This window comes from Actinoallomurus bryophytorum (assembly GCF_006716425.1).
GTDB classification, from domain to species: domain Bacteria; phylum Actinomycetota; class Actinomycetes; order Streptosporangiales; family Streptosporangiaceae; genus Actinoallomurus; species Actinoallomurus bryophytorum.
In genome coordinates, this window is record NZ_VFOZ01000001.1 from 197101 (window position 1) to 219921 (window position 22821).

Genomic DNA, 22821 nt, shown 5'->3' on the forward strand with positions numbered 1-22821 from the left:
GGGCCCCGGAAACGTGCCACCGGCGGCCCCTACCCCCGTCGCTGCCCAGCGTAGACGGCACGGCACCCGGGAGTAGGTGATCCGCCGACGAATGACCTCGGTGTTCCCCCGCACGCCGTGCATTGTCGGTGGCCACCCGTACGGTGCGTGCCATGGCCTCCGAAGGTCCTGCCGTGCAGGGCACCCTCGACGATCTCGGCACGCCTCTGATCGGTGTCACGTTCGTGATCGTCGACCTGGAGACCACCGGCGGCTCGGCGCACGACTCCGCCATCACCGAGATCGGCGCCGTGAAGGTCCGCGGAGGAGAGATCCTGGGCGAGTTCGGCACGCTCGTCGACCCGGGCCAGGAGATCCCGCCGTTCATCACGGTGCTGACCGGCATCACCCAGCAGATGGTCATCGCCGCGCCGCGCATCGACGAGGTGCTCCCGGCCTTCCTGGAGTTCGCCCGCGGAGCCGTGCTGGTGGCGCACAACGCACCCTTCGACATGGGCTTCCTCAAGGCCGCCTGCGCCGCGCAGGGACGCCCCTGGCCCGCACCCGCCGTCGTCGACACCGCCGACCTGGGGCGCCGCCTCCTCACCCGCGACGAGGTGCCCAACTGCAAGCTCTCGACCCTCGCCCGCTTTTTCCGCGCCACCACCGAGCCCTGCCACCGCGCGCTCTCGGACGCGCGGGCGACGGTCGACGTGCTCCACGGGCTGCTGGAGCGGGCCGGCGCGTTCGGCGTCGAGTCCCTCGAGGAGCTGACGAGCTTCGCCCGTGCCCCCACGCCGGAGCAGAAGCGCAAGCGCCACCTGGCCGACGCGGTGCCGGCCGCGCCGGGCGTCTACATCTTCGAGGACGTGCGCGGCGAGCCGCTCTACGTCGGAAAGAGCGGGCGCCTGCGCACACGCGTCAAGTCCTACTTCACGGCCTCGGAGACCCGCCGGGGCGTCCGCGAGATGATCGGCATCGCCGAACGCGTCCGCACGATCGTGTGCGCGAGCGCGCTGGAGGCCGAGGTGCGCGAGCTGCGCCTCATCGCGGCCCACAAGCCGCGCTACAACCGCCGCTCCCGCCATCCCGAGCGCGCCGTGTGGCTCAAGCTGACCGCCGAGGTGTTCCCCCGGCTGTCCATCGTCCGCGAGGTGCGCGACGACGGCGGCTCCTACCTCGGCCCGTTCGGCAGCACCCGGGTCGCCGAGGAGGCACGCGCGGCCGTGCACGACGCCGTCCCGCTGCGCCAGTGCACCCAGCGGCTGACGCTCCGCGTGATCTCCGAGGGCCGGGCGAGCACCTGCGCCCTCAGCGAGCTCGGCCGGTGCGGCGCGCCCTGCGAGGGACGCCAGAGCCCCGACACCTACTCCGAGCACGCCGCGTACGCCCGCGCCATCCTGACCGGCGACGTACGCCCCGTCGTGGCCGCCGCACGCACCCGCATCGACCGGCTCTCCGAACAGCTCCGTTACGAGGAGGCGGCGGCGCTCCGCGACCGCCTGGCGGCCTTCGTGCGGGGCGCGGCGCGCTGCCAGCGCCTGTCCGCCCTCGCGGGGATCGCCCAGCTCGTCGCGGCCCGCCCCGCGTTCGACGGCGGCTGGGAGCTGCACGTCGTACGGCACGGCCGGCTCGCCGCCGCCGGCACCGTCCCGCCGCACGCCCATCCGGTTCCCTACGTCCAGGCCCTCGTCGCCACCGCCGAGACCGTACGCCCCGGTCCCGGCGCCGCCCCGCGCGCCTCCGCGGAGGAGATGGAGTGCGTCCTGCGCTGGCTCGACTCCCCCGGCGTACGCCTCGTCGAGGTGGACGGCACCTGGAGCTGCCCGGCACACGGCGCCGAGAGCGTGCGCCGCTGGATCGAGGCCGCTTATCGGGAGACCGATTCCCGTAAGGTTGACCGCGCCGGTCGGCCGATGCGTTAGGAGCAGGGGTGGCGCTGCCGCTTTATGACAACCAGCCCACTCGGCGTGCTCCGCTGGTCACCTATCTCCTCATCGCCGCCAACGTGGTCGTCTTCCTGCTGTCGCCGGTCGCCTCGATCGGCCACCAGAACGAAACGGACGGCCAGCGCAAGTGCGAGCAGGTGACGTTCCTGCTCAAGTACGGCGCGATCCCCAAGGAGATGGTCGACAACCGGGCGGAGCCGATGCCCGCGGAGGTCGCGGAGGCCTGCCACCCGAAGCCCTTCCACAAGCGGCCGTGGCTCTCCGCGCTGTCGTCGATGTTCCTGCACGGCGGCGTGGCCCACATCCTGGGCAACATGGTCTACCTGTTCGTCTTCGGCGCGGCCACCGAGGACCGGCTGGGGCGGCTGCGGTTCCTGGTCTTCTACCTGCTGGTGGGCTACATCGCGGCGTACGGCTTCGCGCTGACCTACCCGGGTTCCCTGACCCCGCTGGTCGGCGCCTCGGGCGCGATCGCGGGCGTGCTGGGCTCCCACCTGGTGCTGTATCCCCGGTCGAGGACGATCACGCTGGTCCTGTCCTTCATCCCGTTCCGGCTGCCGTCGTGGGTGCTGCTGGCGCAGTTCTTCGTACTCCAGTGGTTCAGCCTCGGCGACCAGAGCCAGACGGCGTACGTCGCGCACATCTACGGCTTCGTGGCCGGCATGATCTGCGGCCTGCTCGTACGCCGAGGCGGCTTCGCCCGCAAGTCGGCGGCACTGAGCTGGCAGTGATCCACGCTGGACTAGGCTTTCGGCACAGCCCTGAGGCCGACGCCACCCATCGCAGGAGGACCTCGTGATCACCGCCATCGTGCTCATCAAGGCCGACGTCTCACGCATCCCCGAGGTGGCCGAGACCATCGCCGGCCTCACGGGGGTAAGCGAGGTCTACTCGGTCACGGGTGAGTTCGACCTGGTCGCCCTGGTCCGCGTACGACAGTACGAACAGATCGCCGACGTCATCCCGGGCGGCCTCAACAAGGTCGACGGCGTGACCCACACGGAAACCCACATCGCCTTCCGCACGTACTCCCAGCACGACCTCGAAGCCGCCTTCTCCCTGGGCCTCCCGAGCGCCGACTGACCCACGCCCGGGGCGGTGCGTGAGGGGCCCTAAGGACGCCACTGCGGGCGAGCGACCGCGTCCGAGATGACGGACCGGCGTGGGGGGCTCAGCACGCCGGAGCGACCAGCCCACGGCCGGGCGACCACACACCTGCACGGACGCAGCCGCTCTGCCGCCCCCTTCCGGCCAGGGCGACCGCTCGCGGGAACAGACCCCGACGCGGGGCACCGAGGCTCAGGACAACGCGGCGACCCCACCGCCGGGCCAGGGCAGGCCTGGACGGACGTAGCCAGCACGACCACTCCGGAACCACAGACCTCGAAGCCGGACACCGAGGCTCAGCACGACGCGGCGACCCCACCCCCGGGCCAAGGCAGGCCTGGACGGACGTAGCCAGCACGACCACTCCGGAACCACAGACCTCGAAGCCGGACACCGAGGCTCAGCACGACGCGGCGACCCCACCCCCGGGCCAGGACAGGCCTCCACCCCGTCACCCCTTCCGGCCAGGACGACCGTCCTGCGGGAAAACAGACCCTGGGATGCGGGCCGGTAGGACACAAGGTCTAGCCAGGCTGTCGCAGGCAGGTCGCGATCGCCATTCTGATGTCACTAACCGACCCATCGACGACGTGGCAGGGGCCGCAGGCCGCAGGCCGCCCCAACGGGACCCGGCGACCCACCACCGGGATACATGCCGGCGTTCGATCGCGTGCGAGGGGGGCGCTGGGCGGCGCGTCCGTCAGCTGGTGGGGGTGGCAGGTGCCGGGGACGCCGGCGCCGGACGCTGAGAGAACGGCATGGGCATCCTGTCTCACGCGTGTATTGGGGGCCGAGCCGTCGGCATACAGGTAGGCCATCCGGACCGGCCCCGCCGTAACCGGATGGTTCTCAGACGCCTACGCGCGCCATGACTCCATTGGCTCCAGGCACGGCACGAGGGGACGAGCATCCGGGTAGCCCGACGCCAGCCGCTGACGCGCCGGCTTCGCGGTCGGCCCCGTCGTCACGCCACCATGAGCATCAGCGGGCGAGCGCGGCACCGATCGCCGTCGACGCGAGACCCAGGCCAAGTCGCAGCCATGCCACCGCGCCCCGCTACGTGCTCATCCGGACGCTGCCGGTTCGCCGACTCCGGCGGCCCGCCAGCTCCGCGTCGCAGTGTTCGCCAGTTCCGGCGGCTAGCCGGTTTCGACGCTTCGGCAGTTTCGCCGGTTCCGGTGGCCCTCCGGTCCGCCGCTGCAGCGCTCGCCGGCCGCGATCGAGGTGGACGGGCCCGGTCCGATCAGCGTCAGCGTGCTGCTCGAAGGAATCGCCGAGGCGTTGCCCCAGCGTGCGGAGGCGGCGCGCGAGCTCATCGGCGGGGAGATCACCGCCGAGCCGCCGGCGTGGTGGGGACGGCTGCCCGAAGGAGACGTGCTCGCCGAGGTACGCGCCGCGCCGTCGAAGCTGACCTCGATCTTCGCCGAGGAGCCGGGACACGTCCGCGGCTCGACCGGACGCGGGATCTGGCCGGTTCCGGTTCGCCGGTTCGCCGACTCCGTGTCGTAGTGTTCGCCGATTCTCCGACCGGTGGCTAGCCGATTCTGGCGGCTGCGGCACAGCGGCTCGGCGAACAGCGGGTCACAGCCTTGCCGATGGCCACGTTGGTCACGGTCTTCAGAAAGACCGTCACGGCCGCCGCCGCTTCTCGAGTCGGCGGATCCCGAAGAACCGGGAGGAGATCCGCGGCCTCCGCTGGAAGACGACGGCGATCGAGCCGGGCGCCGTTCCGACGGCCCTGGCCTCGTAAGCGCCGAGAGGCCGGGGAGAACGCCGAACGGCCCGCCGCCGGGTGTGCCGGGGGCGGGCCGTTCGATTGCCGGTCAGCCCCGGCTCAGCTCCTTGTGGTCGCCGCTTCCGACCTCCGGTGACTCCTCGTGGCCGTCGCCATGTCCGTTGTGGCCGTTGGTGTGGCCATTCGGGATGTCGTCCGCGACGAAGGCCGTGTTGAGTGCCTTGCGTGCGCGGCCGAGAGGGCCTCGGGAGCCTGGCGACGGGATGCCGTTCTCGTCCTCGGCGGCCGCCGGCAGGGCGAGGGGTTCCGGCTTGGCCCGCAGGACCGCCTCGGCCTCTTCCTTCACCGGCTCGTGGACCTCGACGAACTCACCGCTCGGCATCATCTTGATGATGCCGGACTCCACGCCGTGATCCAGCTTGGCCACATCGCTGCGCTGCAGGCCGATGCAGATCCGCTTGGTGACGACATAGGTGATGGCAGGTCCGATGAACACGGCGCCGCGGAAGAACCACGTCGTCGCGTACAGGGAGACATGGAACCGGTCGGCGAGGATGTCGTTGCCGCCGGCCAGCCACAGGAACCCGTAGAACGCGACCACGGTCATGCCGACCGCCGTACGGAACGGGGCGTTGCGCGGCCGGTCGGCCAGGTGGTGGACCCTCCGGTCGCCGGTCGCCCACTGTTCGACGAACGGCCACAGAGCGGCGCCGGTCATGATCAGACCCAATGGCACCAGTGCCGGGATCAGGACGTTCCAGCCGACCGTGTGGCCCCACAGGCTGGTCTCCCAGTTGGGCATGATGCGCAGTGCGCCCTCGAGGAAGCCCATGTAGAAGTCGGGTTGCGACCCGGCCGTGATGGAGTCCGGTGTGTACGGCCCGAAGAGCCAGATCGGGTTGATCTGCGCGAATGTGGCGAGCGCCGCGCAGATCGCGAACGTGTAGATGAAGAACGCGTTGGTCTTGATCAGGAAGACCGGGTAGAAGGCCTTGCCCGTGACGGTCTTCTCCGACTTGCCCTTGCCCGCGTACTGCGTGTGGCCCTGGAACCACATGATCATGAGGTGCGCCACGACCAGGGCCAGGAGGATGCCGGGTATCAGGAGCACGTGGATCGTGTAGAGCCGTGGAATGAAGTCCTGGCCTGGGAACGCACCGCCGAAGGCGAAGTAGTACAGATACGTGCCCACGACCGGGATCGACTGCAGCACGCCCTGGGTGATGCGCAGACCGGTACCGGACAGCAGGTCGTCCGGCAGTGAGTAGCCGAACAGGCCCTCCAGGATCGCGATGGTGAACATCGTGATGCCGATGAGCCAGTTGACCTCACGCGGCTTGCGGTACGCGCCGGTGAAGAAGATCCGGAGCATGTGCACCATGATCGAGGCCAGGAACAGCACGGCCGCCCAGTGGTGGATCTGCCGAATGAGCAGACCGCCGCGGACGTCGAAGCTGATGCGCAGCGTCGAGTCGTACGCCTCGCTCACGCTGACGCCGTGGAGCTTGGTGTAGCTGCCGTTGTAGACGACCTCGGCCATGCTCGGCTTGAACCAGAACGTCAGGAACGTCCCGGTCAGCAGCAGGATGACGAAGGAGTACAGCGCGATCTCGCCCAGCATGAACGACCAGTGGTCGGGGAAGACCTTCTTCATCTTGCTGCGCATGAAATTCGCACTTGCGAAGCGATCGTCGGCGTAGCCGACCGCGTCGTCGATGGCCTTTGGGGGCGTCGTGGTGCTCATTTCACCGCTCCTCGCTCGCGGCGCGCGTCACCGATGAGCCTTCGCGAGCCGTCGCACCGGATGCGTACAGAACAGGTCATGTCGCTCATGCCTTAGTCCTCCCGCGCTCCCAGAAGCTCGGGCCGACCGGCTCCTTGAAGTCGCTCGTGGCGATGAGGTAGCCCTCGGAGTCTACGCCAATGGGGAGCTGGGGCAGCGGCCGTGCAGCCGGGCCGAAGATCACCTTGGCGCTGTCCAGCGCGTCGAAGGTCGACTGGTGGCACGGGCAGAGGATGTGGTGGGTGGTCTGCTCGTACAGTGCGGCCGGGCAGCCAACGTGTGTGCAGATCTTGGAGTACGCGATGATCCCGCCGACGTGCCAGTTCTCCCGGCCCTTCTTGACCTTCAGCAGGTCGACCGGGACGTTGAGCAGCAGGACCGCACCCGTGGCGATCTCGTCCAGGTTGTGCTCGGCGCCCTCCGGGACGACGGTGATGATGCCGCCGGGAGAGTTGAAGTCGGACGCCTTCAGCGGCAGGCCGGTGCCGTCGACGACGAGCCGGGTGCCGTTCTTCCACGTGGTGTGCCGCAGCTTCTTCTCCGGCAGCGGACCGAGGTCGCGCAGCAGGACGAGCGGCAGCAGGCCCAGCGGCGCGGTGGCCAGCAGGAGCGTGCGGCGGAGCAGCTTGCGCTGTCCCAGGCCGCTCTCCCGGCTGCCTTCCTGGAGGTACTGGTTGAAGGTCGCGCGGTCCTCGGGCGTGGAGGAGATCGCGTGACGCTCCTGCACGATCTCCGGGGTCGTCACCAGGTGGCGAACCCAGATCGTCAGGCCCACGGCGATGCCGAGGAGCACCAGTGTCAGCGAGATGCCGAGCGTGTAGTTGGAGCGGGTCGCCCGGTCGATGTTGCCGACGTGGCCGGGCCAGACGGCGTAGAACACGATGAAGGCGATGCCGCCGACGAAGCTGAGCCCGAAGAAGGCGGCCGCGACGCGTTCGGCGTTACGTGCCTTCCTCTCGTCCAGCACGTAGGCGCCGCCCGTGTCCGCCGGCTCCTTGCGGGGCACCAGCTCCTGGGTGCCGCTCGGCGCCGGGGTGCCGATCACTCGCTTGGGGACGCGCCCTTCCTCTTCCGGAGTCGCGTCGCTGGTGTCGTTGTTGTCAGTCATTGGGCTGCTTCTTCTTGGGCTTCCTGGCAGTGAGCCACATCGCTGCGACGACCATGAATCCGATCCCGACGAGCCAGCCGACGAGGCCTTCGGCCACCGGCCCGATACGGCCGAGGCCGCTGCCGCCGGGGTTGGGCTCGTCGCGGGTCTGCGTGACGTACGCGATGATCGCGCGCTTCTGCGCGGGCGTGACGGTCGTGTCGTTGAAGACCGGCATCGCCTGCGGTCCGGTGATCATCGCTTCGTAGATCTGTGTGGGCGTGGCCTTGTCCAGCGACGGGGCGTACTTGCCGCCGGTGAGCGCGCCACCGGATCCGGCGAAGTTGTGGCACTGGGCACAGTTGGCGCGGAACAGCTCGCCGCCGAGGGCCGAGTCGCCGTGCGCCGGGTCGACCTGGTCGGACGACGGGACGGGGGGCCCGCCTCCGAGCGAGGCGACGTAGGCCGCGATCTGCTGGATCTGCTCCTTGTTGAAGATCGGCTTCTTGCGCGGGATCTGCGCGCCGGGATTCGAGGCGGGCATCCGGCCCGTGCCGACCTGGAAGTCGACAGAGGCGGCACCGACGCCGATGAGGCTGGGCGCGATTTTCGTGCCCTCGGCGTTCGGGCCGTGGCAGCTGGAGCAGGTCTGGTTGAACAGCTCCTTGCCCTTGGCGACATCCTGCGCGGACGCCGATGTGTCAGACGCCTGAGCGCGATCGGCACTCGACGAGGCACCGGCGTACGCAACACCGATGATCGCGAGTGCGGCCAGCACGACGGCGTAGCCCGCCCACGGGCGCCGGCGCCATGCGGTGAACCATTTCACGGAAGAATTCCCCGTTCTGGATCAGTGGAACAGCTCGATCAGGTAGATCGTGGCGAACAGCCCGACCCACACTGCATCGACGAAATGCCAGTAGTAAGACACGACGATCGCGCTCGTCGCCTGCTCGTGGGTCCAGCGCTTCGCGGCGTACGTGCGCCCGAGCATGAACAGGAACGCGATGAGGCCGCCGGTGACGTGGAGACCGTGGAAGCCCGTGGTCAGGTAGAACACCGAGCCGTACGCGCTCGAGGAGATCGTGGTGCCCTCACCGACGAGCGTGCGGTACTCGTTGAGCTGGCCGGCAACGAAGACCGCGCCCATGAGGAAGGACAGGAAGTACCACTCGCGGAGACCCCACTTGGGGAGCTTGAAGATGCTCCCCTTGCGCCGGACCTGTCCCCGCTCGGCCGCGAACACACCCATCTGGCAGGTCACACTGGACATCAGCAGGATGAAGGTGTTCACCGAGGCGTACGGGATGTCCAGGTGGGCCTGTGGCCATGAGCCACCGTCACCCTTGGTCACCGACCGGATGGTGAAGTACATCGCGAACAGCGCCGCGAAGAACATGAGCTCGGACGACAGCCACACGATCGTGCCCACGCTGACAAGGCTGGGCCGGTTGGCGCGGGAGCTGGGTGCGCGGTCTGTCGCGGATACTGTTGCCACGGGCAGCATTATTACGGCACCTGCCGAGTAGGTGACGCAGGACCCCCCATCAGGCGTGCCCCGATCTTCGCTTCACCTCTGCTTCCAGGCGGTTTTCGGGGCGTCGCCGGTGAACGTGCCGTTACGGAGCGCCGTACGGTCGTGGTGGCGGGGTCCCGCCCGGTAACATCGCTACGTGCGCGGGGCCTCATCGCCGGATCGGCGTTGATGATCACGTCGCCAGCGGGCGCCGGCATCACGCGGCGTGACCAAGTCATTCCAGGAAGGGGGCGGCGCAGTCCCTCTCCGGCCTGACCGCCGGGGCCTCCGCGCCAGACTCAGATGAAGATCCTCGTTTACAGTCACGACGCGAACACCCGCGCCCAGGTACGCCTCGCGATCGGCAGGCGGCCCGCTCCCGGGCTCCCCCAGGTCGAATACCTCGAGGTCGCCACCGAGCCCGCCGTGTTCGCCCGCCTCGACGAGGGCGGCGTCGACGTCGCCGTGCTCGACGGCGAGGCGCAGCCGGCCGGTGGCATGGGCATCTGCCGCCAGGCCAAGGACGAGATTTACAACTGCCCCCCGATCATGGTCCTCATCGCCCGCCGCGACGACGGCTGGCTCGCCACCTGGTCCCGCGCGGACGCCGTCGCCGGCCAGCCCATCGACGCGGTGGCCCTCGCCGAGGGCGTCGCCGGGCTGATGCGCAGGCGCGCCGCGGAGTCCGGCACCGAGTTGTCCCGCCAGTAGACGCCAGAAACGCCAGGGAGCGTTCGCATGGACCCGCGTACGACGTGGCCGACCGTGCTCCACGCGCTGCTCAACGGGCAGTCGCTGACGGCGGACGAGTCCACCTGGGCGATGAACGAGATCATGTCGGGGCAGGCGACCGACGCTCAGATCGCGGGCTTCGCCGTGGCGCTTCGCGCCAAGGGCGAGACGGTCGCCGAGGTGGCGGGTCTTGCCGCGGGCATGCTCGCGCACGCCACGCCGATCACGGTGGCCGGGCCCTCCGTCGACCTCGTCGGCACCGGTGGTGATCTGGCCCACACCGTCAACATCTCCACCATGGGCGCCATCGTCGCCGCGGCCGCGGGCGCGCGGATGGTCAAGCACGGCAACCGCGCCGCCACGTCCTCCTGCGGCGCCGCCGACCTGCTGGACGAGCTCGGCATCGTCATCAACCTGCCGCCGGCCAAGACGGCCGAGGTCGTGGCCGAGATCGGCATCACCTTCTGCTTCGCTCCGCTTTACCACCCGGCGCTGCGGCACACCGCGCGTACGCGGAGGGATCTGGGCACCCCGACGGTGTTCAACTTCCTCGGCCCGCTGACCAACCCGGCGCGGACCGCAGCCCAGGCGGTGGGCGTGTTCCACCCCCACATGGCGGGGATCATGGCGGGCGTCTTCGCCGAACGCGGCTGCTCCTCGCTGGTGTTCCGCGGCGACGACGGGCTCGACGAGCTGACGACCACCTCGACGTCGGTGATCTGGGTGGTTCGTGACGGCACCGCCACCGAGACCGTCTTCGACCCGGCCGACCTGGGCATCCCCCGCGCCACGCCGGACGACCTGCGCGGCGCGGACGCCCCGTACAACGCCCGCGTGGCACGCGCGGTGCTGGCCGGGGAGCCGGGCCCGGTTCGCGACATCGTGGCTCTCAACGCCGCCGCGGCGCTTGTCGCCGCGGACGGCACGCCTCCGGCCGAAGACCTCACGGAGGCGCTGCGCGCGGCGTACGCCCGCGCTCTGGAGGCCATCGACTCCGGCCGGGCCACCGCCCTCCTCGACCGCTGGGCCGAGCTGACGCGGCGCCTCAACGCCGCCTGAGCCGTACACCCCGGCCGCACCCGCTCACGGGCGCGTGACGCTCGCCGCTCTGGTGCCGGTGGCCGGAGCGGGCATGCCCTGCCCCGCGGTGGGGCCCAGCCTGCTGCCGGCCAGCCACTCGGCCCACGTGAGCTGCCAGAAGCCCCAGCCGTTGCCCACCTCCAGGCGCCGCCGGGTGCCGGTGACCTGGACGACGTCGCCCGGCTGGGTGTGGCGGTAGAACCACCGCGCGTCGTGCGGGCCCAGGTTGATGCAGCCGTGGCTGACGTTGCGGCTGCCCTGGTCCCCCACCGACCACGGCGCGCTGTGCTCGTACTCGCCGCTGTCGGAGATGCGCACGGCGAAGTAGACGTCGTGCCGGTAGTGGTCGGGGCATCCCGGCGGGCAGCCGACCGACGCCGAGTCCATCACCACGTGATGGGCCTTCTCCATCGTCAGGTGCACCCCGCTGGTGGTCGTGTACTTGAGCGGCCCGCCCTTGCCCATGCTGATCGGCATCCGGCGGACCCGCTGCCCGTTGATCCGGACCACCTGGTGGTGGTTGCGCGCGCTGGCCACCGTGATGTGGGAGTCACCGACGCCGAAGGCCGTGGCGACGTCCTGCGCGCCGTACGCGCCCCTGGTGAGCCGCAGGCCGGCCAGATGAGCCTGCAGCCGTACGCTCGTGTGCGCCGGCCAGTACGTCCTGGGGCGGAACACCACGTCCGTGGCGGAGAACCAGTGCCAGGCGCCGGTCACCGGGACGGACATGCGGAGTTCCAGGGAGCGTTCGACGGCCTTGCGGTTCTGGACCGGCTCGGTGAAGCGCAACATGATCGGCATGCCCACGCCCACCGTCGCGTCCGGGCCCGGCGTGATGACCGTCGCGGCGATCGTGTGGGCGACCCGGCGCGTACGGAACGCGGTGTGCACCGTGCTCAGGCGGCCGTCGACGCCGGTGACGGTGGCCGCGAGGCGGTACGCGCGGCCGGGGCTCAGTGCCCACTTCGGCCACCACTGGGTGCCGTCCGGGCTGAACCGGCCGTCGAGTCGGCGGTCGCCGTCCGTGAGGGTGACCGAGCGGAACCGGCCGTCCCGCACCCTCAGCGTCACCGGGTCGTCGGGACGCACGGCACGCGCGCCGTTCGCCGGTACGACCATGACGGTGGCGGCCCGGTGCGGCTCGGCGTGTCCGCAACCGGCCGCGGCGTACAGGGACAGACCTGCGACGACGGCTGCCCCACGCCTCATAAGCACCCCCACCAGTGAGCCCCTGGCGAGTATGGGCGAAGGCCGGCGCCGCCATCTGGCGACACCGGCCTTCGTGACCGTCTCTTGGGGGTTCTCAGTGAGAGAAGTGACCCCGGTAGTACTCGAAGACGAACCCGACCGCGGCGAGGATCACCGCGAGCATGCCGATCATCAGCAGCCACCAGCCGATGACGGCGCCGACCGCGGCCGTCGCGGCGGCCAGCGCCGCGAACAGCGGCCACCAGCTGTGCGGGCTGAAGAAGCCGAGCTCGCCCGCGCCGTCGGCGATCTCGCCCTGCTTGTCGTCCTCCGGCCGCGGGCCGACGCGGCGACCGGTGAACAGCAGGTAGAAGCCGACCAGGCCGGCCAGGGCGACCGTCAGCGCCAGGGCCGTCGTCCCCGTCGGGTCATGTGACCACAACCAGTAGATGACGTCCATGATCGCGAAGAACAGGGCACTGAAGACGAACAGATAGCCTTCGATCTTCATCGTCTCAGTCCTCCGTTCCGGCGCCTGCCGTCAAGGCGGGTTCCGCCTCGGTGCGCGGGTAGTGCAGGTCGAACGCGGGCCGCTCGGAGCGGATCCGCGGGATCGCGGTGAAGTTGTGCCGCGGCGGCGGGCACGACGTGGCCCACTCCAGGGAGTTGCCGTATCCCCACGGGTCATCGACGTTGACCCGTTCGCCGTGCCTGGCGGTGATGAAGACGTTCCACAGGAACGGCAGCATCGAGATCCCCAGGATCAGCGCGCCGATGCTGGAGACCATGTTCAGGCCCGCGAACTCCTTGGAGTAGTCCGAGACGCGCCGCTGCATGCCCTCGGCGCCCAGCCAGTGCTGGACCAGGAAGGTCGTGTGGAAGCCGATGAACAGCAGCCAGAAGTGGATCTTCCCCCAGGTCTCGTTGAGCATCTTCCCCGTCATCTTCGGCCACCAGAAGTAGAAGCCGCCGAACATCGCGAACACCACGGTGCCGAACAGCACGTAGTGGAAGTGCGCGACGACGAAGTAGGAGTCGTTGAGCTGGAAGTCCAGGGGCGGCGAGGCCAGGATGATGCCGGTCAGGCCGCCGAACAGGAATGTCACGAGGAAGCCCAGCGCCCACAGCATCGGTGTCTCGAACGTCAGATGCCCTCGCCAGATCGTTCCGACCCAGTTGAAGAACTTCACCCCGGTGGGCACCGCGATGAGGAACGTCATGAACGAGAAGAACGGCAGCAGCACCTGGCCCGTGGGGAACATGTGGTGCGCCCACACCGTCACCGACAGACCGGAGATGGCGACGGTCGCGCCGACCAGGCCGACGTAGCCGAAGACCGGCTTGCGGCTGAACACCGGCAGGATCTCGGTGATGATGCCGAAGAACGGGATCGCGACGATGTAGACCTCGGGATGGCCGAAGAACCAGAAGAGGTGCTGCCAGAGCAACGCACCGCCGTTCGCGGCGTCGAAGACGTGCGCTCCGAGCTTCCGGTCGGCCTCCAGGGCCAGCAACGCGGCGGCCAGCACCGGGAACGCCATCAGGACGAGCACCGACGTCAGCAGGATGTTCCACGTGAAGATCGGCATCCGGAACATGGTCATGCCCGGTGCGCGCATGCAGAAGATCGTGGTGACGAAGTTGACGCCACCGAGGATCGTGCCCAGGCCGGACAGCACCAGACCCATGATCCACAGGTCGCTGCCGACGTCTGGCGACCGGATGGCGTTCGACAGCGGCGAGTAGGCGTACCAGCCGAAGCTCGCGGCACCGCCCGGGGTGAAGAACCCGCTGATCGTGATGGTGCCGCCGAACAGGAACAGGTAGAAGCTCAGCATGTTCATGCGCGGGAACGCCACGTCGGGCGAGCCGATCTGCAGCGGCATGATGACGTTCCCGAAGCCGATGAACAGCGGCGTCGCGAACAGCAGCAGCATGATCGTGCCGTGCATGGTGAACAGCTGGTTGAACTGCTCACGGCTGACGATCTGCTCGCCCGGCCGGGCCAGCTCGGCGCGCATGACGAGCGCCAGGATGCCGCCGATGCCGAAGAACACGAACGACGTGATCAGGTACATGTACCCGATCACCTTGTGGTCCGTGGACGACATCCAGGACGCGAGGATCCGGCCCTTGGAGGTACGCGGCCGCGCGCTCGGCGCGGCCGCACCCGGGCTCGGGTGGGAGATGGTGGTGGTCACTGGGCGCCCCCACTCGGCTTATGACTGGCGATGAACTGGTCGAACTCCGCCTGCGGCACGATCTTCACCTGGAACAGCATGCGACCGTGGTCGACACCGCAGAGCTCGGCGCAGCGACCCTCGTACGTGCCCGTCTTGGTCGGCGTGATCTCGAAGTCCTCGCCGGACTTGACCCCCGGAAGGATGTCGCGCTTGAAGATGAAGGACGGGACCCAGAACGAGTGGATGACGTCCTTGGACTGCAGATGGAAACGCACCTTCTTGCCCACGGGGATCTCGAACATGGGCTTGTTCTTGGCGTCCGGCGCGACGGGCTGACCAACGATCGGCGTCGTGTGGTACTGCGGATAGTCGAACTGCCAGCTCCACTGGAACGCCGTCACGTTGACGAGGGTGACCTGGCCCGGTTGCGGGTTCTTGGTCAGCTTCCCGAGATACGTCTCGTCGCGCGCGGTGAAGTAGAACAGCACCGCGATGATGATGAACGGCACGACGGTGTAGAGCATCTCGATGGGCAGGTTGTAACGCACCTGCGGCGGCAGCTGGTCGGACCGCTTGCGGTGGAAGAGCACCGCCCAGATGATCAAACCCCAGACGAGCGCGCCCACGGCCAGCGCAGCGAGCCACGAGCCCTGCCACAGGGTCAGGACACGCTTGCCCTGCTCGGTGACCGGCGTCGGCAGACCGAGGCGCGGGTTGTCTTTGGAGCACGCCGTCGCGGCGAATGCCAGCATCGAGAGCGCGATCGCGCCCGTCAGCAAGCGTCGGCGCGCGCCCTGCGCGCCTGTGCGCACGGGCGTACGCCGCTCCCTACGGCGGGTGGGACTCACGGATTGCCTTCCCACGATGAAGCCCGAGTCTCGGGCGATCAGGTCGATGTTCACACGTGTGTGGGAAAGATTAGCGGAGGGTCGCGGACACCCCGGTGGTACCCCCGTTACTGTCGTAGGCGTGGCCTACTTCGACGCCGCTTCCACCGAACCTCTGCACCCCGCCGCGCGCGAGGCGCTGCTGGAGGCGCTGGAGGGCGGCTGGGCGGATCCCCAGCGGCTGTACGGCCCCGCGCGCCGCGCCCGCATGCTGCTCGAGCGGGCCCGTGCGCAGGTCGCGGCCTCTTTGGGCGCGCGTCCCGACGAGACGTCCTTCACCTCGTCCGGCACCCAGGCGGTGCATCTGGGCATGCTCGGCACCCTGCACGCCCGGCGGCGAGCCGGCCGGCACCTGGTGGTGAGCGCGGTCGAGCACTCCAGCGTGCTGCACACGGCGGGTCAGCACGAACGCGACGGCGGCAAGGTCACCACGGTGGGCGTCGACCGCTCGGGCCGGGTCGACCCGGAGGAGTTCGCCGCGGCGCTGCGCCCCGACACGGCACTGGCCTGCCTGCAGTCGGCCAACCACGAGGTCGGCACGCTCCAGCCCGTGACCGAGGTCGCCGAGGCGTGCCGCGCGGCCCGCGTACCCCTGCTCGTGGACGCGGCCCAGTCCGCCGGCCGGGTGCCCATACCCGGCGGCTGGTCGCTGCTGACCGCCTCCGCGCACAAGTGGGGCGGCCCGCCCGGCGTCGGCGTGCTCGTCGTGCGCAAGAACACCCGCTGGCGGTCGCCGCTGCCCGAGGACGACCGCGAGAGCCGCCGCGTCCCGGGATATGAGAATGTTCCGGGCATCGCGGCCGCGGCGGCGGCGCTGGAGGCGTACCGCGGCGAGATGGAACTCGACGCGCCCCGCCTGTCGGCGCTCGTCGAGCTGATCCGCGAGCGCGTGCCCCGCCTCATCGACGATGTCGAGGTCATCGGCGACCCGGTCGAACGCCTCCCCCACCTGGTCACGTTCTCGTGTCTGTACGTGGAGGGCGAGGCGCTGCTGACCGAGCTCGACCGGCTGGGATTCGAGGTCTCGTCCGGGAGCTCCTGTACGGCCGATACGCTCCGTCCCAGCCACGTTCTGGAGGCGATGGGAGTGATTACTCATGGAAATGTCCGGGTATCGCTCTCCCGCGGGACGAGAGCGGCCGATGTCGACCGCTTCCTCGCGGTCCTTCCCGGGGCCGTGGATCGTCTCCGCCAGACCAGTGGAGTGACGGGTTGAGCGGGCAGAGTGTGAGCGAGGAGACCGGCATATGGCCCTGAAGCGCCGCCGCGCCGTCCGGGAGGCCCCCCCGGAGGCGCCTCCGGTGAGCACCGGGCCCGCGGCACTGGTCACGATCGACGCTCTGGGCCGTAAGTGCCCGATCCCGATCATCATGCTCGCCGAGCGGATCGGCGAGGTCCCGGTCGGCGGGATCATCGCGGTGAAGGCCGACGATGTCGCGGCGCGCACGGACGTGCCGGCCTGGTGCCGGATGAAGTCCCAGGACTTCGTCTGGGAGGAGACCCTGCCGCGCGGCTGGGCCTTCCACGTACGCCGCACGTACTGAGACGGCTCGGCTGAGGGCCTCCCTGCGGGCGGCCGTCATGCGGTCCTGTCTCAAAGTCATGCTGGTGCCGTGTGGCGCCGCCCAGGCGGCGCCTGGGCGGCGGTTATCCACAGAACCCCGCTCTACTTCCACCCGCCACTGTTCCCGCTGGACAATAAGAGTGGGATGGCACCCCCGGGCGGGTGGGCTCCAGGTGGGTGGGCTCCAGGTGGGTGGGCTCCAGGTGGGTGGACTCCAGGTGGGTGGACTCCAGGTGGGTGGGCCCCAGACCGGGTGAGACCCAGACCAGGCGGGCTCCAGACCGGGCGGGGCCCAGACCGGGCGGGGCCCAGACCGGGCGGGGCCCAGACCAGGCCGGGCCCAGACCAGGCCGGGCCCAGACCAGGCCGGGCCCAGACCAGGCCGGGCCCAGACCAGGCCGGGCCCAGACCAGGCGGGCCTCAGACCGAGGACCCCGACGCCCGCCAGGACCTGGTCACCGTCCGCCGCTGCGGCGCGGGCACCGACCTGGGGACTGCGGGGGCCCGTACGGGGTCTGGGCCTGCGGCCGTCAGGTGTTGGCCGGGTTCGAGACGCGGGCCCTAGCTCAGGACGTGCTGGGCGACCTCGTCGGCGGCCTCACGGCCGTACGCGTCGGCGAAGCGGTCCACGAACTGCTGCCGGTGCAGGGTGTACTCCTGCGGCCCGGCCACCTCCAGCGCGTGCGCGGCCAGGAGGTTGCCCGTCTGCGCGGCGCGCTCCAAAGGCAGCTCCCACGCGATCGCGGACAGGAAGCCGGCGCGGAACGCGTCGCCCACCCCGGTCGGCTCGACCTTGCGGACCTCGGGGGCGGCGTCGACGTGCAGGCTGGGCTCGCCCTTGCGGTCGATGCGCACGCCCTTGGGGCCCAGCGTGGTCACGCGCACGCCGACGCGGTCGAGGATCTCCTCGTCCGACCAGCCGGTCTTCTGCTCGCACAGCGACTTTTCGTACTCGTTGGTGAACAGGTACGCGGCGCCGTCGACCAGCTCTCGTACGTCGTTCATGCGCGCGAGCTGCTGGGAGGGGTCGGCGGCGAACGGGATGCCGCGCGTACGGCACTCCTCGGTGTGCCGGAGCATCCCCTCGGGGTCATCGGCGCCGATCAGCACCAGGTCGAGGCCGCCGACGCGCTCCACGATGGGCTGCAGCTCGATCTCGCGCGCCTCGCTCATCGCTCCCGTGTAGAACGACGCGATCTGGTTGTGGTCCTCGTCGGTGGTGCACAGGAAGCGCGCCGTGTGATGGAGCTGGGAGACGTACACCGAGGCGGTGTCGACGCCGTGCCGGTCGAGCCAGGATCGGTAGTCGGCGAAGTCGTCGCCGACGGCGCCGACGAGGATCGGGCTGCGGCCGAGTACGCCCATTCCGTAGCAGATGTTGGCGGCGACGCCTCCGCGCCGGATGTCCAGGGCGTCCACGAGGAACGACAGGGACACGGTGTGCAGCTGGTCGGGGATGAGCTGGTCGGCGAACCGTCCTGGAAACGTCATCAGGTGGTCGGTGGCGATGGAGCCGGCAACAGCGATGCGCACGACGTCGATCTCCTCAGTCGTTTCGGCGACCCCGTCATTGCCGCGGGGCCGTCTCGAACCTGTGGTGCAAAACCCGGCAAGAGTACTGCCTCATCAGGGGCCGAACACGCCAGATGCCCGCGCCCGGATAATCCCGGAACGCGGGCACCGACATCTGGCGCGGGCTCTTAGTGGAACGAGTCGCCGCAGGCGCAGGAGCCGCCGGCATTCGGGTTGTCGATCGTGAAGCCCTGCTTCTCGATGGTGTCGACGAAGTCGATCGTCGCGCCGGCGAGGTAGGGCACGCTCATCCGGTCGATACGGACATTGAGCCCGTTGAAGTCCTGGACAGCGTCGCCGTCGACCTCACGGTCGTCGAAGTAGAGCTGGTAGACCAGGCCCGAGCAGCCTCCCGGCTGGACCTGCACACGCAGCGCAAGGCCTTCCTCGCCCTGCTGTTCGAGCAGGCTCTTAGCCTTCTCCGCCGCGACGTCGGTGAGGATGACGCCCTTGGTGGAGGTGTCGGCTGAAGAGGTGTCGGCTGAAACCGTCATGTGCTGACTCCCGGTTGGCTCGGCCGTCCCATGACGGCCGTCGCTGTTGGCATTTCCCTCCTGCACAACGTACCCGCTGCCCTCGGCCATTCCCCACTCCACGTGTGTGTTCCTGACCCCACATCGCCACATCCCGGGCCCCCTCCCCCGCAACACGGCCTCGCGGTGCAGTATCGTCAAAGCGACGATAAGCCTCGTTGGAGGGGGTACCCCTAGTGACCACCAGCAGCCTGCTGATTCTCGGACGTGGATCGGACCCGGCCAGCGAACGCGGGGTCTCCTGTCCCGGCGAGCTCCCGGCCGCCTCTGACCCCGACCTGGTGGACCGCGCCCGCGCCGCCAAGGCGGCTCTCGGAGACCGGCTCTTCGTGCTCGGCCACCACTACCAGCGCGATGAGGTCATCCAGTTCGCCGATGTGACCGGCGACTCGTTCAAGCTCGCCCAGGAGGCCGCGGCGCGGCCGCAGGCCCCCTATATCGTGTTCTGCGGCGTGCACTTCATGGCCGAGTCCGCCGACATCCTCACCACGCCCGAACAGCGGGTCGTACTCCCGGACCTGGCCGCCGGCTGCTCGATGGCCGACATGGCCACGTACGACCAGGTCGAGGAGTGCTGGGAGGTCCTGGAGGAGGCCGGCATCGCCGACGACGTGGTGCCCGTCACGTACATGAACTCCTCGGCCGACATCAAGGCGTTCGTGGGCCGGCACGGCGGGATCGTCTGCACGTCCTCCAACGCCAAGCGCGCGCTCGAATGGGCCTACGCGCGGGGCTCGAAGGTCCTGTTCCTGCCCGACCAGCATCTCGGCCGCAACACCGCCGTCCTGGAGATGGGCCTGTCACTGGACGACTGCGTCATCTACAGCCCCAACCGCCGCGACGGCGGCCTGACGACGGACGAACTGCGCGACGCGACGATGATCCTGTGGCGCGGGCACTGCTCGGTGCACGGCCGGTTCAGCCTGGACTCGGTCGATGACGTACGTGCCCGGATCCCGGGCGTGAACGTGCTGGTGCACCCCGAATGCCGCCACGAGGTCGTACGCGCCGCCGACCAGGTCGGGTCGACGGAGTACATCATCCGCATGATCGACCAGGCCCCCGCCGGGTCGGCGTGGGCGGTCGGCACGGAGCTGAACCTCGTGAAGCGCCTGGCCGATCGGCACCCCGACAAGACCATCGTCTACCTCGACAAGACCGTCTGCTTCTGCTCCACCATGAACCGCATCGACCTGCCGCACCTGGTCTGGTCACTGGAGTCACTGGCCGCGGGCGAGGTCGTGAACCAGATCACCGTGGACGAGGAGACGGCCCACTACGCCCGCGCCGCCCTCGACCGGATGCTCGCACTGCCGTAGCCCGTTCGCCGACGATCCCGATCCCGGGGTGACCGGCCTCGCCCGCCCCGCCCCGCCTCCACACCACAGACGCGGAGGCGGCGGGTGGGGTCTGATGGCCGGATATGGCCGGATGGCAGATCAGCAGCGGCCGGGCTCTCCGGGACCGGACCGGACCGGACCGGGGCGTTGCCGCGTCGGGGCATCGTCCCCCGGCTCGTTCGCTCAGACCTCCCCGGGTCGCGCTCAGACGAGGACCGCGCCGCCGTCGACGAGAATCGAGGTGCCGGTCGCCATCGGCTGCTCCATCGCGTACAGGTACGCGAGGGCGACGTCGGACGGGTTACCCACGCGGCCGACGGGCAGGGAGGCGGCGATGCCGTCGTACATCGCCTGCTGCTGCTCGGCGGGCATGCCGGCCCACAGCGGGCTCTGGGTGACGCCGGGTGCGACCAGGTTGACCCGGATAGGGGCGAGTTCGAGGGCGAGCTGCCGCGTCAGAGCGTCCAGGGCGCCGGTCATGCTCGCCCCGAGCGACCAGCCCGGCGCGGGGCGCTGGGCGGCGTTGCCGCCGGTGAGGACGATGGAGCCGCCCTCGCGTACCGAGCCGGCGCCGGTGATCGCTCGGATCACGGCCAGCGCGCCGAAGTAACGGGTCTCCCAGAAGGCGCGGGCGATCTCCGAGGTGAGGTCGGGCAGCAGGGTGAGCCGCAGGGGTTCGCCGGCGCTGTAGACCAGGTGGTCGATGGGTCCGGCGAACTCCACGAGCCGTTCGATGGACGCGGTGTCGGCGAGGTCGACCGTGGTGCCCGTCGCGCGCCCGGGCAGGGCGCCGAGCGCGCGGTCGACGCTCGCGGGGTTGCGGGAGGCGACGATCGGGGTCGCCCCACGCTCGGCGGCGGCCCGGGCGACCGCGAGGCCGAGCCCCGAGGTGCCGCCGACGAGGAGGACGCGGGTTCCGTCGAGAGTCATCAGGTGAGCCTTTCGTGGTCGACGCGGTTCAACCCTGGCTCGCGGGCGGCGCCCTGTCCAAGACCTCCGTGTGGCAGAATTGATACCTCGAAGGTATTACCGGGGACTGGTGAGATGAGATGCCGGACGACCTCGACCTGCGTAAACTACGCTATTTTGTCGCCGTGGCGGAGGAGCTGAGCTTCATCCGCGCGGCCGAGAGGCTGTACATCGCGCAGCCGGTGCTCACCCGTCAGATCAAGGCGCTCGAAAAGGAGCTCGGGGTCGAGCTCTTCGTCCGCTCCACGCGGGGGACCGCGCTGACGCCCGCCGGGGCCGAGCTCGTCGACGACGCCCGCGCGATCCTCCGGTCGGCGATGGCCGTGCAGCGCCGGGTACGGCATGCCGCGCGCGGTGGGTCGCGGCTGACCGTCGGGTTCATGCCGGGCATCCTGCCGACCGAGACGGTACGTGCGCTTCGCGAGCGCTTCCCGGACCTACACGTCGATGTCGTCCGTACCTCCTGGGACGACCAGGTCGAGATGGTCCTGGACGGGCGGATCGACGCGAGCTTCGTGCGCTTCCCCATCAGGCGCCGCGGCCTCACGGTGATCCCGCTCTACACCGAGCCGCGCGTCGTGGTCCTGCCCTCCTCGCATCCGCTCGCCGCGCGCGAGTCCGTGAGCATCGCCGAGCTGGCCGGGCTCGACCTTCTCCAGGACCCCCAGGCGGTACCCGAGTGGCGCGACGCGTCGGCCGCGCTCCGCGGCACCGCACAGACCCAGCCGCCACGCGCGCGCACCGTCGAGGAGAAGCTGGAGATGGTCGCCGGTGAGCTCGGTGTCGTGGTCCTTCCCGCGTCGACGGCGCGGTTCTACACGCGCCCGGACGTGACCTATCGGCCCGTCGAGGATCTGGCGCCCAACCAGGTCGCCCTCGCCTACCAGGCCGGCCGCGACTCCGCGGAGCTGCGCGCGATCGAGGAAATCGTCCGCGAACGCTGCCTGGACCCGGCTCGTGCGGCCCGGCCGTCAGGACCGGACGTCAGCGAACGGCCGGCACGCGAGGAAGGCCGAACCGGACCCACCCAGGGTCCTGACAGCGCTAGAGGCCGGGGGCGCCCCAGACGGGGAACCAGCGGCTGAGGTCGTTCTCCACCGGCAGGTCGGCGCCGACCGCGGCGCGGACCTGGAGTTCGAGCGCGTTGTCGCGGCGCTCCCCCGAGGTCGGCGCGAACGGGTAGAACGTGCCCCTCTTGTAGAGGTAGACCAGGCCGGTCTTGCGGCTGTCCGGTCCGGCGAAGACGACGACCGAGCACAGCAGCTGCGGTCCGAATCCGCCGGCCTCCAAGGAGGAGTTGACCGCGTGGATGTCGGTGACGAGCCCTTCGAGGTCGGTCGGCTCGTGCCGCGTCACCAGCCACGAATAGCCGTAGGAGTCCTTGGTCAGCTCGACCTTGGGGCCGTCCTCACGCGCGTCGAGCAGCTCGCGTACGTCGCTCTCGATCTGGGCGAAGGCGGCGCCCTCGGCGGCGCGGAAGCAGACCGCGCCCACCCCGGTGGGCTTGAGCGCCGAGGCGGCCTCCAGCGTCAAGGCGGCCGTGGGCAGGGCGAACAGCCGGTCCAGGTCGGGCTTTTTCGGCTTGGACCGGCCGAGCAGCACGTCGAGGAATCCCAC

General features: G+C 69.9%; 22 protein-coding genes. 10 read left to right on the forward strand and 12 right to left on the reverse strand.

Annotated elements, in window-relative coordinates:
* Positions 1-152 precede the first annotated feature (152 nt).
* The 4 genes from FB559_RS00955 to FB559_RS00970 all read left to right on the forward strand — a co-directional run bounded on the left by FB559_RS00955 (position 153) and on the right by FB559_RS00970 (position 4544).
* Positions 153-1904 carry a DEDD exonuclease domain-containing protein gene (locus FB559_RS00955; RefSeq protein WP_141952236.1) on the forward strand — a complete coding sequence of 584 codons (1752 nt, stop codon included), beginning with the start codon at positions 153-155 and terminating at the stop codon, positions 1902-1904.
* A gap of 8 nt (positions 1905-1912) precedes the next feature.
* Positions 1913-2659 carry a rhomboid family intramembrane serine protease gene (locus tag FB559_RS00960; RefSeq protein ID WP_141952238.1) on the forward strand — a complete coding sequence of 249 codons (747 nt, stop codon included), beginning with the start codon at positions 1913-1915 and terminating at the stop codon, positions 2657-2659.
* 64 nt (positions 2660-2723) lie between these two features.
* Positions 2724-3011 (forward strand): Lrp/AsnC family transcriptional regulator, encoded by a 288-nt coding sequence (locus FB559_RS00965; RefSeq protein WP_141952240.1) that lies wholly within the window; start codon positions 2724-2726, stop codon positions 3009-3011.
* Positions 3012-4289: 1278 nt separating this feature from the next.
* A complete protein-coding gene (locus FB559_RS00970; protein WP_141952242.1) occupies positions 4290-4544 on the forward strand; it encodes a hypothetical protein in 255 nt (84 codons plus the stop codon).
* Positions 4545-4858: 314 nt separating this feature from the next.
* Here the strand turns inward: FB559_RS00970 and qcrB are convergent, their stop codons facing one another.
* From qcrB to ctaE, 4 genes are all read right to left on the reverse strand, one after another.
* Positions 4859-6514, reverse strand: coding sequence for a cytochrome bc1 complex cytochrome b subunit (gene qcrB, locus FB559_RS00975; RefSeq protein WP_141952244.1), 1656 nt, complete (start codon positions 6512-6514; stop codon positions 4859-4861).
* 85 nt (positions 6515-6599) lie between these two features.
* Positions 6600-7661, reverse strand: coding sequence for a cytochrome bc1 complex Rieske iron-sulfur subunit (gene qcrA / locus FB559_RS00980; RefSeq protein WP_141952246.1), 1062 nt, complete (start codon positions 7659-7661; stop codon positions 6600-6602).
* Entirely contained in the window at positions 7654-8469 is an 816-nt protein-coding gene (gene qcrC / locus FB559_RS00985) for a cytochrome bc1 complex diheme cytochrome c subunit (RefSeq protein ID WP_141952249.1), read from the reverse strand. The genes qcrA and qcrC overlap by 8 nt, the downstream gene beginning before the upstream one ends.
* A 21-nt stretch (positions 8470-8490) precedes the next feature.
* On the reverse strand, positions 8491-9147 hold the full coding sequence (ctaE, locus tag FB559_RS00990) for an aa3-type cytochrome oxidase subunit III (RefSeq protein WP_141952251.1): 657 nt from the start codon (positions 9145-9147) through the stop codon (positions 8491-8493).
* A 312-nt stretch (positions 9148-9459) separates the two neighbouring features.
* Here ctaE and FB559_RS00995 point away from each other — a divergent pair, with 312 nt between their 5' ends.
* Together FB559_RS00995 and trpD are read left to right on the forward strand one after the other, a co-directional pair.
* On the forward strand, positions 9460-9867 hold the full coding sequence (locus FB559_RS00995) for a response regulator transcription factor (RefSeq protein WP_141952253.1): 408 nt from the start codon (positions 9460-9462) through the stop codon (positions 9865-9867).
* Between the two features lie 27 nt (positions 9868-9894).
* Positions 9895-10947: an anthranilate phosphoribosyltransferase gene (gene trpD, locus FB559_RS01000; RefSeq protein ID WP_141952256.1), complete on the forward strand. Its 1053-nt coding sequence runs from the start codon at positions 9895-9897 to the stop codon at positions 10945-10947.
* A gap of 24 nt (positions 10948-10971) precedes the next feature.
* Here trpD and FB559_RS01005 read toward each other — a convergent pair whose 3' ends face one another.
* The 4 genes from FB559_RS01005 to ctaC all read right to left on the reverse strand — a co-directional run bounded on the left by FB559_RS01005 (position 10972) and on the right by ctaC (position 15151).
* Positions 10972-12177 (reverse strand): L,D-transpeptidase, encoded by a 1206-nt coding sequence (locus FB559_RS01005; RefSeq protein ID WP_141952258.1) that lies wholly within the window; start codon positions 12175-12177, stop codon positions 10972-10974.
* A gap of 94 nt (positions 12178-12271) precedes the next feature.
* A complete protein-coding gene (locus FB559_RS01010) occupies positions 12272-12667 on the reverse strand; it encodes a cytochrome c oxidase subunit 4 (RefSeq protein WP_141952260.1) in 396 nt (131 codons plus the stop codon).
* Positions 12668-12671: 4 nt separating this feature from the next.
* Positions 12672-14357, reverse strand: coding sequence for an aa3-type cytochrome oxidase subunit I (gene ctaD / locus FB559_RS01015; RefSeq protein ID WP_425455042.1), 1686 nt, complete (start codon positions 14355-14357; stop codon positions 12672-12674).
* Positions 14354-15151 carry an aa3-type cytochrome oxidase subunit II gene (gene ctaC / locus FB559_RS01020; RefSeq protein WP_246121286.1) on the reverse strand — a complete coding sequence of 266 codons (798 nt, stop codon included), beginning with the start codon at positions 15149-15151 and terminating at the stop codon, positions 14354-14356. Before ctaC ends, ctaD begins: the two co-directional genes overlap by 4 nt.
* A 157-nt stretch (positions 15152-15308) precedes the next feature.
* On the opposite strand from ctaC, the gene FB559_RS01025 reads away from it, so the two are divergent.
* Both FB559_RS01025 and FB559_RS01030 read left to right on the forward strand, forming a co-directional pair.
* Positions 15309-16442, forward strand: a complete 1134-nt coding sequence (locus tag FB559_RS01025; protein ID WP_246121287.1) for a cysteine desulfurase family protein — start codon at positions 15309-15311, stop codon at positions 16440-16442.
* 31 nt (positions 16443-16473) lie between these two features.
* Positions 16474-16770, forward strand: coding sequence for a sulfurtransferase TusA family protein (locus FB559_RS01030; RefSeq protein ID WP_141952264.1), 297 nt, complete (start codon positions 16474-16476; stop codon positions 16768-16770).
* Positions 16771-17351: 581 nt separating this feature from the next.
* Here FB559_RS01030 and FB559_RS01035 read toward each other — a convergent pair.
* Both FB559_RS01035 and FB559_RS01040 read right to left on the reverse strand, forming a co-directional pair.
* Positions 17352-18323 (reverse strand): carbohydrate kinase family protein, encoded by a 972-nt coding sequence (locus FB559_RS01035; protein WP_141952267.1) that lies wholly within the window; start codon positions 18321-18323, stop codon positions 17352-17354.
* 167 nt (positions 18324-18490) lie between these two features.
* The gene (locus tag FB559_RS01040; protein WP_141961432.1) at positions 18491-18856 is read right to left on the reverse strand and encodes a HesB/IscA family protein; all 366 of its coding nucleotides are present in this window, start codon (positions 18854-18856) and stop codon (positions 18491-18493) included.
* A gap of 215 nt (positions 18857-19071) precedes the next feature.
* Here FB559_RS01040 and nadA point away from each other — a divergent pair, with 215 nt between their 5' ends.
* A complete protein-coding gene (gene nadA / locus FB559_RS01045; RefSeq protein WP_221639851.1) occupies positions 19072-20214 on the forward strand; it encodes a quinolinate synthase NadA in 1143 nt (380 codons plus the stop codon).
* 225 nt (positions 20215-20439) lie between these two features.
* Here nadA and FB559_RS01050 read toward each other — a convergent pair whose 3' ends face one another.
* Complete coding sequence (locus FB559_RS01050; RefSeq protein ID WP_141952271.1) at positions 20440-21165, reverse strand: SDR family oxidoreductase; 726 nt, start codon at positions 21163-21165, stop codon at positions 20440-20442.
* 119 nt (positions 21166-21284) lie between these two features.
* On the opposite strand from FB559_RS01050, the gene FB559_RS01055 reads away from it, so the two are divergent.
* The gene (locus tag FB559_RS01055; protein ID WP_141952274.1) at positions 21285-22289 is read left to right on the forward strand and encodes a LysR family transcriptional regulator; all 1005 of its coding nucleotides are present in this window, start codon (positions 21285-21287) and stop codon (positions 22287-22289) included.
* On the opposite strand, the gene pspAB is transcribed toward FB559_RS01055, so the two are convergent.
* Entirely contained in the window at positions 22249-22821 is a 573-nt protein-coding gene (pspAB, locus tag FB559_RS01060; RefSeq protein ID WP_141952276.1) for a PspA-associated protein PspAB, read from the reverse strand. The two genes, FB559_RS01055 and pspAB, sit on opposite strands and share 41 nt — an antisense overlap.

Coding starts and splice junctions, on each gene's coding strand:
- qcrA (WP_141952246.1), bottom strand. CDS start 7,661: ATGACTGACAACAACGACACCAGCGACGCGACTCCGGAAGAGGAAGGG.
- FB559_RS00995 (WP_141952253.1), top strand. CDS start 9,460: ATGAAGATCCTCGTTTACAGTCACGACGCGAACACCCGCGCCCAGGTA.
- FB559_RS01055 (WP_141952274.1), top strand. CDS start 21,285: ATGCCGGACGACCTCGACCTGCGTAAACTACGCTATTTTGTCGCCGTG.
- trpD (WP_141952256.1), top strand. CDS start 9,895: ATGGACCCGCGTACGACGTGGCCGACCGTGCTCCACGCGCTGCTCAAC.
- FB559_RS01005 (WP_141952258.1), bottom strand. CDS start 12,177: ATGAGGCGTGGGGCAGCCGTCGTCGCAGGTCTGTCCCTGTACGCCGCG.
- FB559_RS00955 (WP_141952236.1), top strand. CDS start 153: ATGGCCTCCGAAGGTCCTGCCGTGCAGGGCACCCTCGACGATCTCGGC.
- ctaE (WP_141952251.1), bottom strand. CDS start 9,147: ATGCTGCCCGTGGCAACAGTATCCGCGACAGACCGCGCACCCAGCTCC.
- FB559_RS01040 (WP_141961432.1), bottom strand. CDS start 18,856: ATGACGGTTTCAGCCGACACCTCTTCAGCCGACACCTCCACCAAGGGC.
- FB559_RS01050 (WP_141952271.1), bottom strand. CDS start 21,165: ATGACTCTCGACGGAACCCGCGTCCTCCTCGTCGGCGGCACCTCGGGG.
- FB559_RS01010 (WP_141952260.1), bottom strand. CDS start 12,667: ATGAAGATCGAAGGCTATCTGTTCGTCTTCAGTGCCCTGTTCTTCGCG.
- qcrB (WP_141952244.1), bottom strand. CDS start 6,514: ATGAGCACCACGACGCCCCCAAAGGCCATCGACGACGCGGTCGGCTAC.
- FB559_RS01030 (WP_141952264.1), top strand. CDS start 16,474: ATGGCCCTGAAGCGCCGCCGCGCCGTCCGGGAGGCCCCCCCGGAGGCG.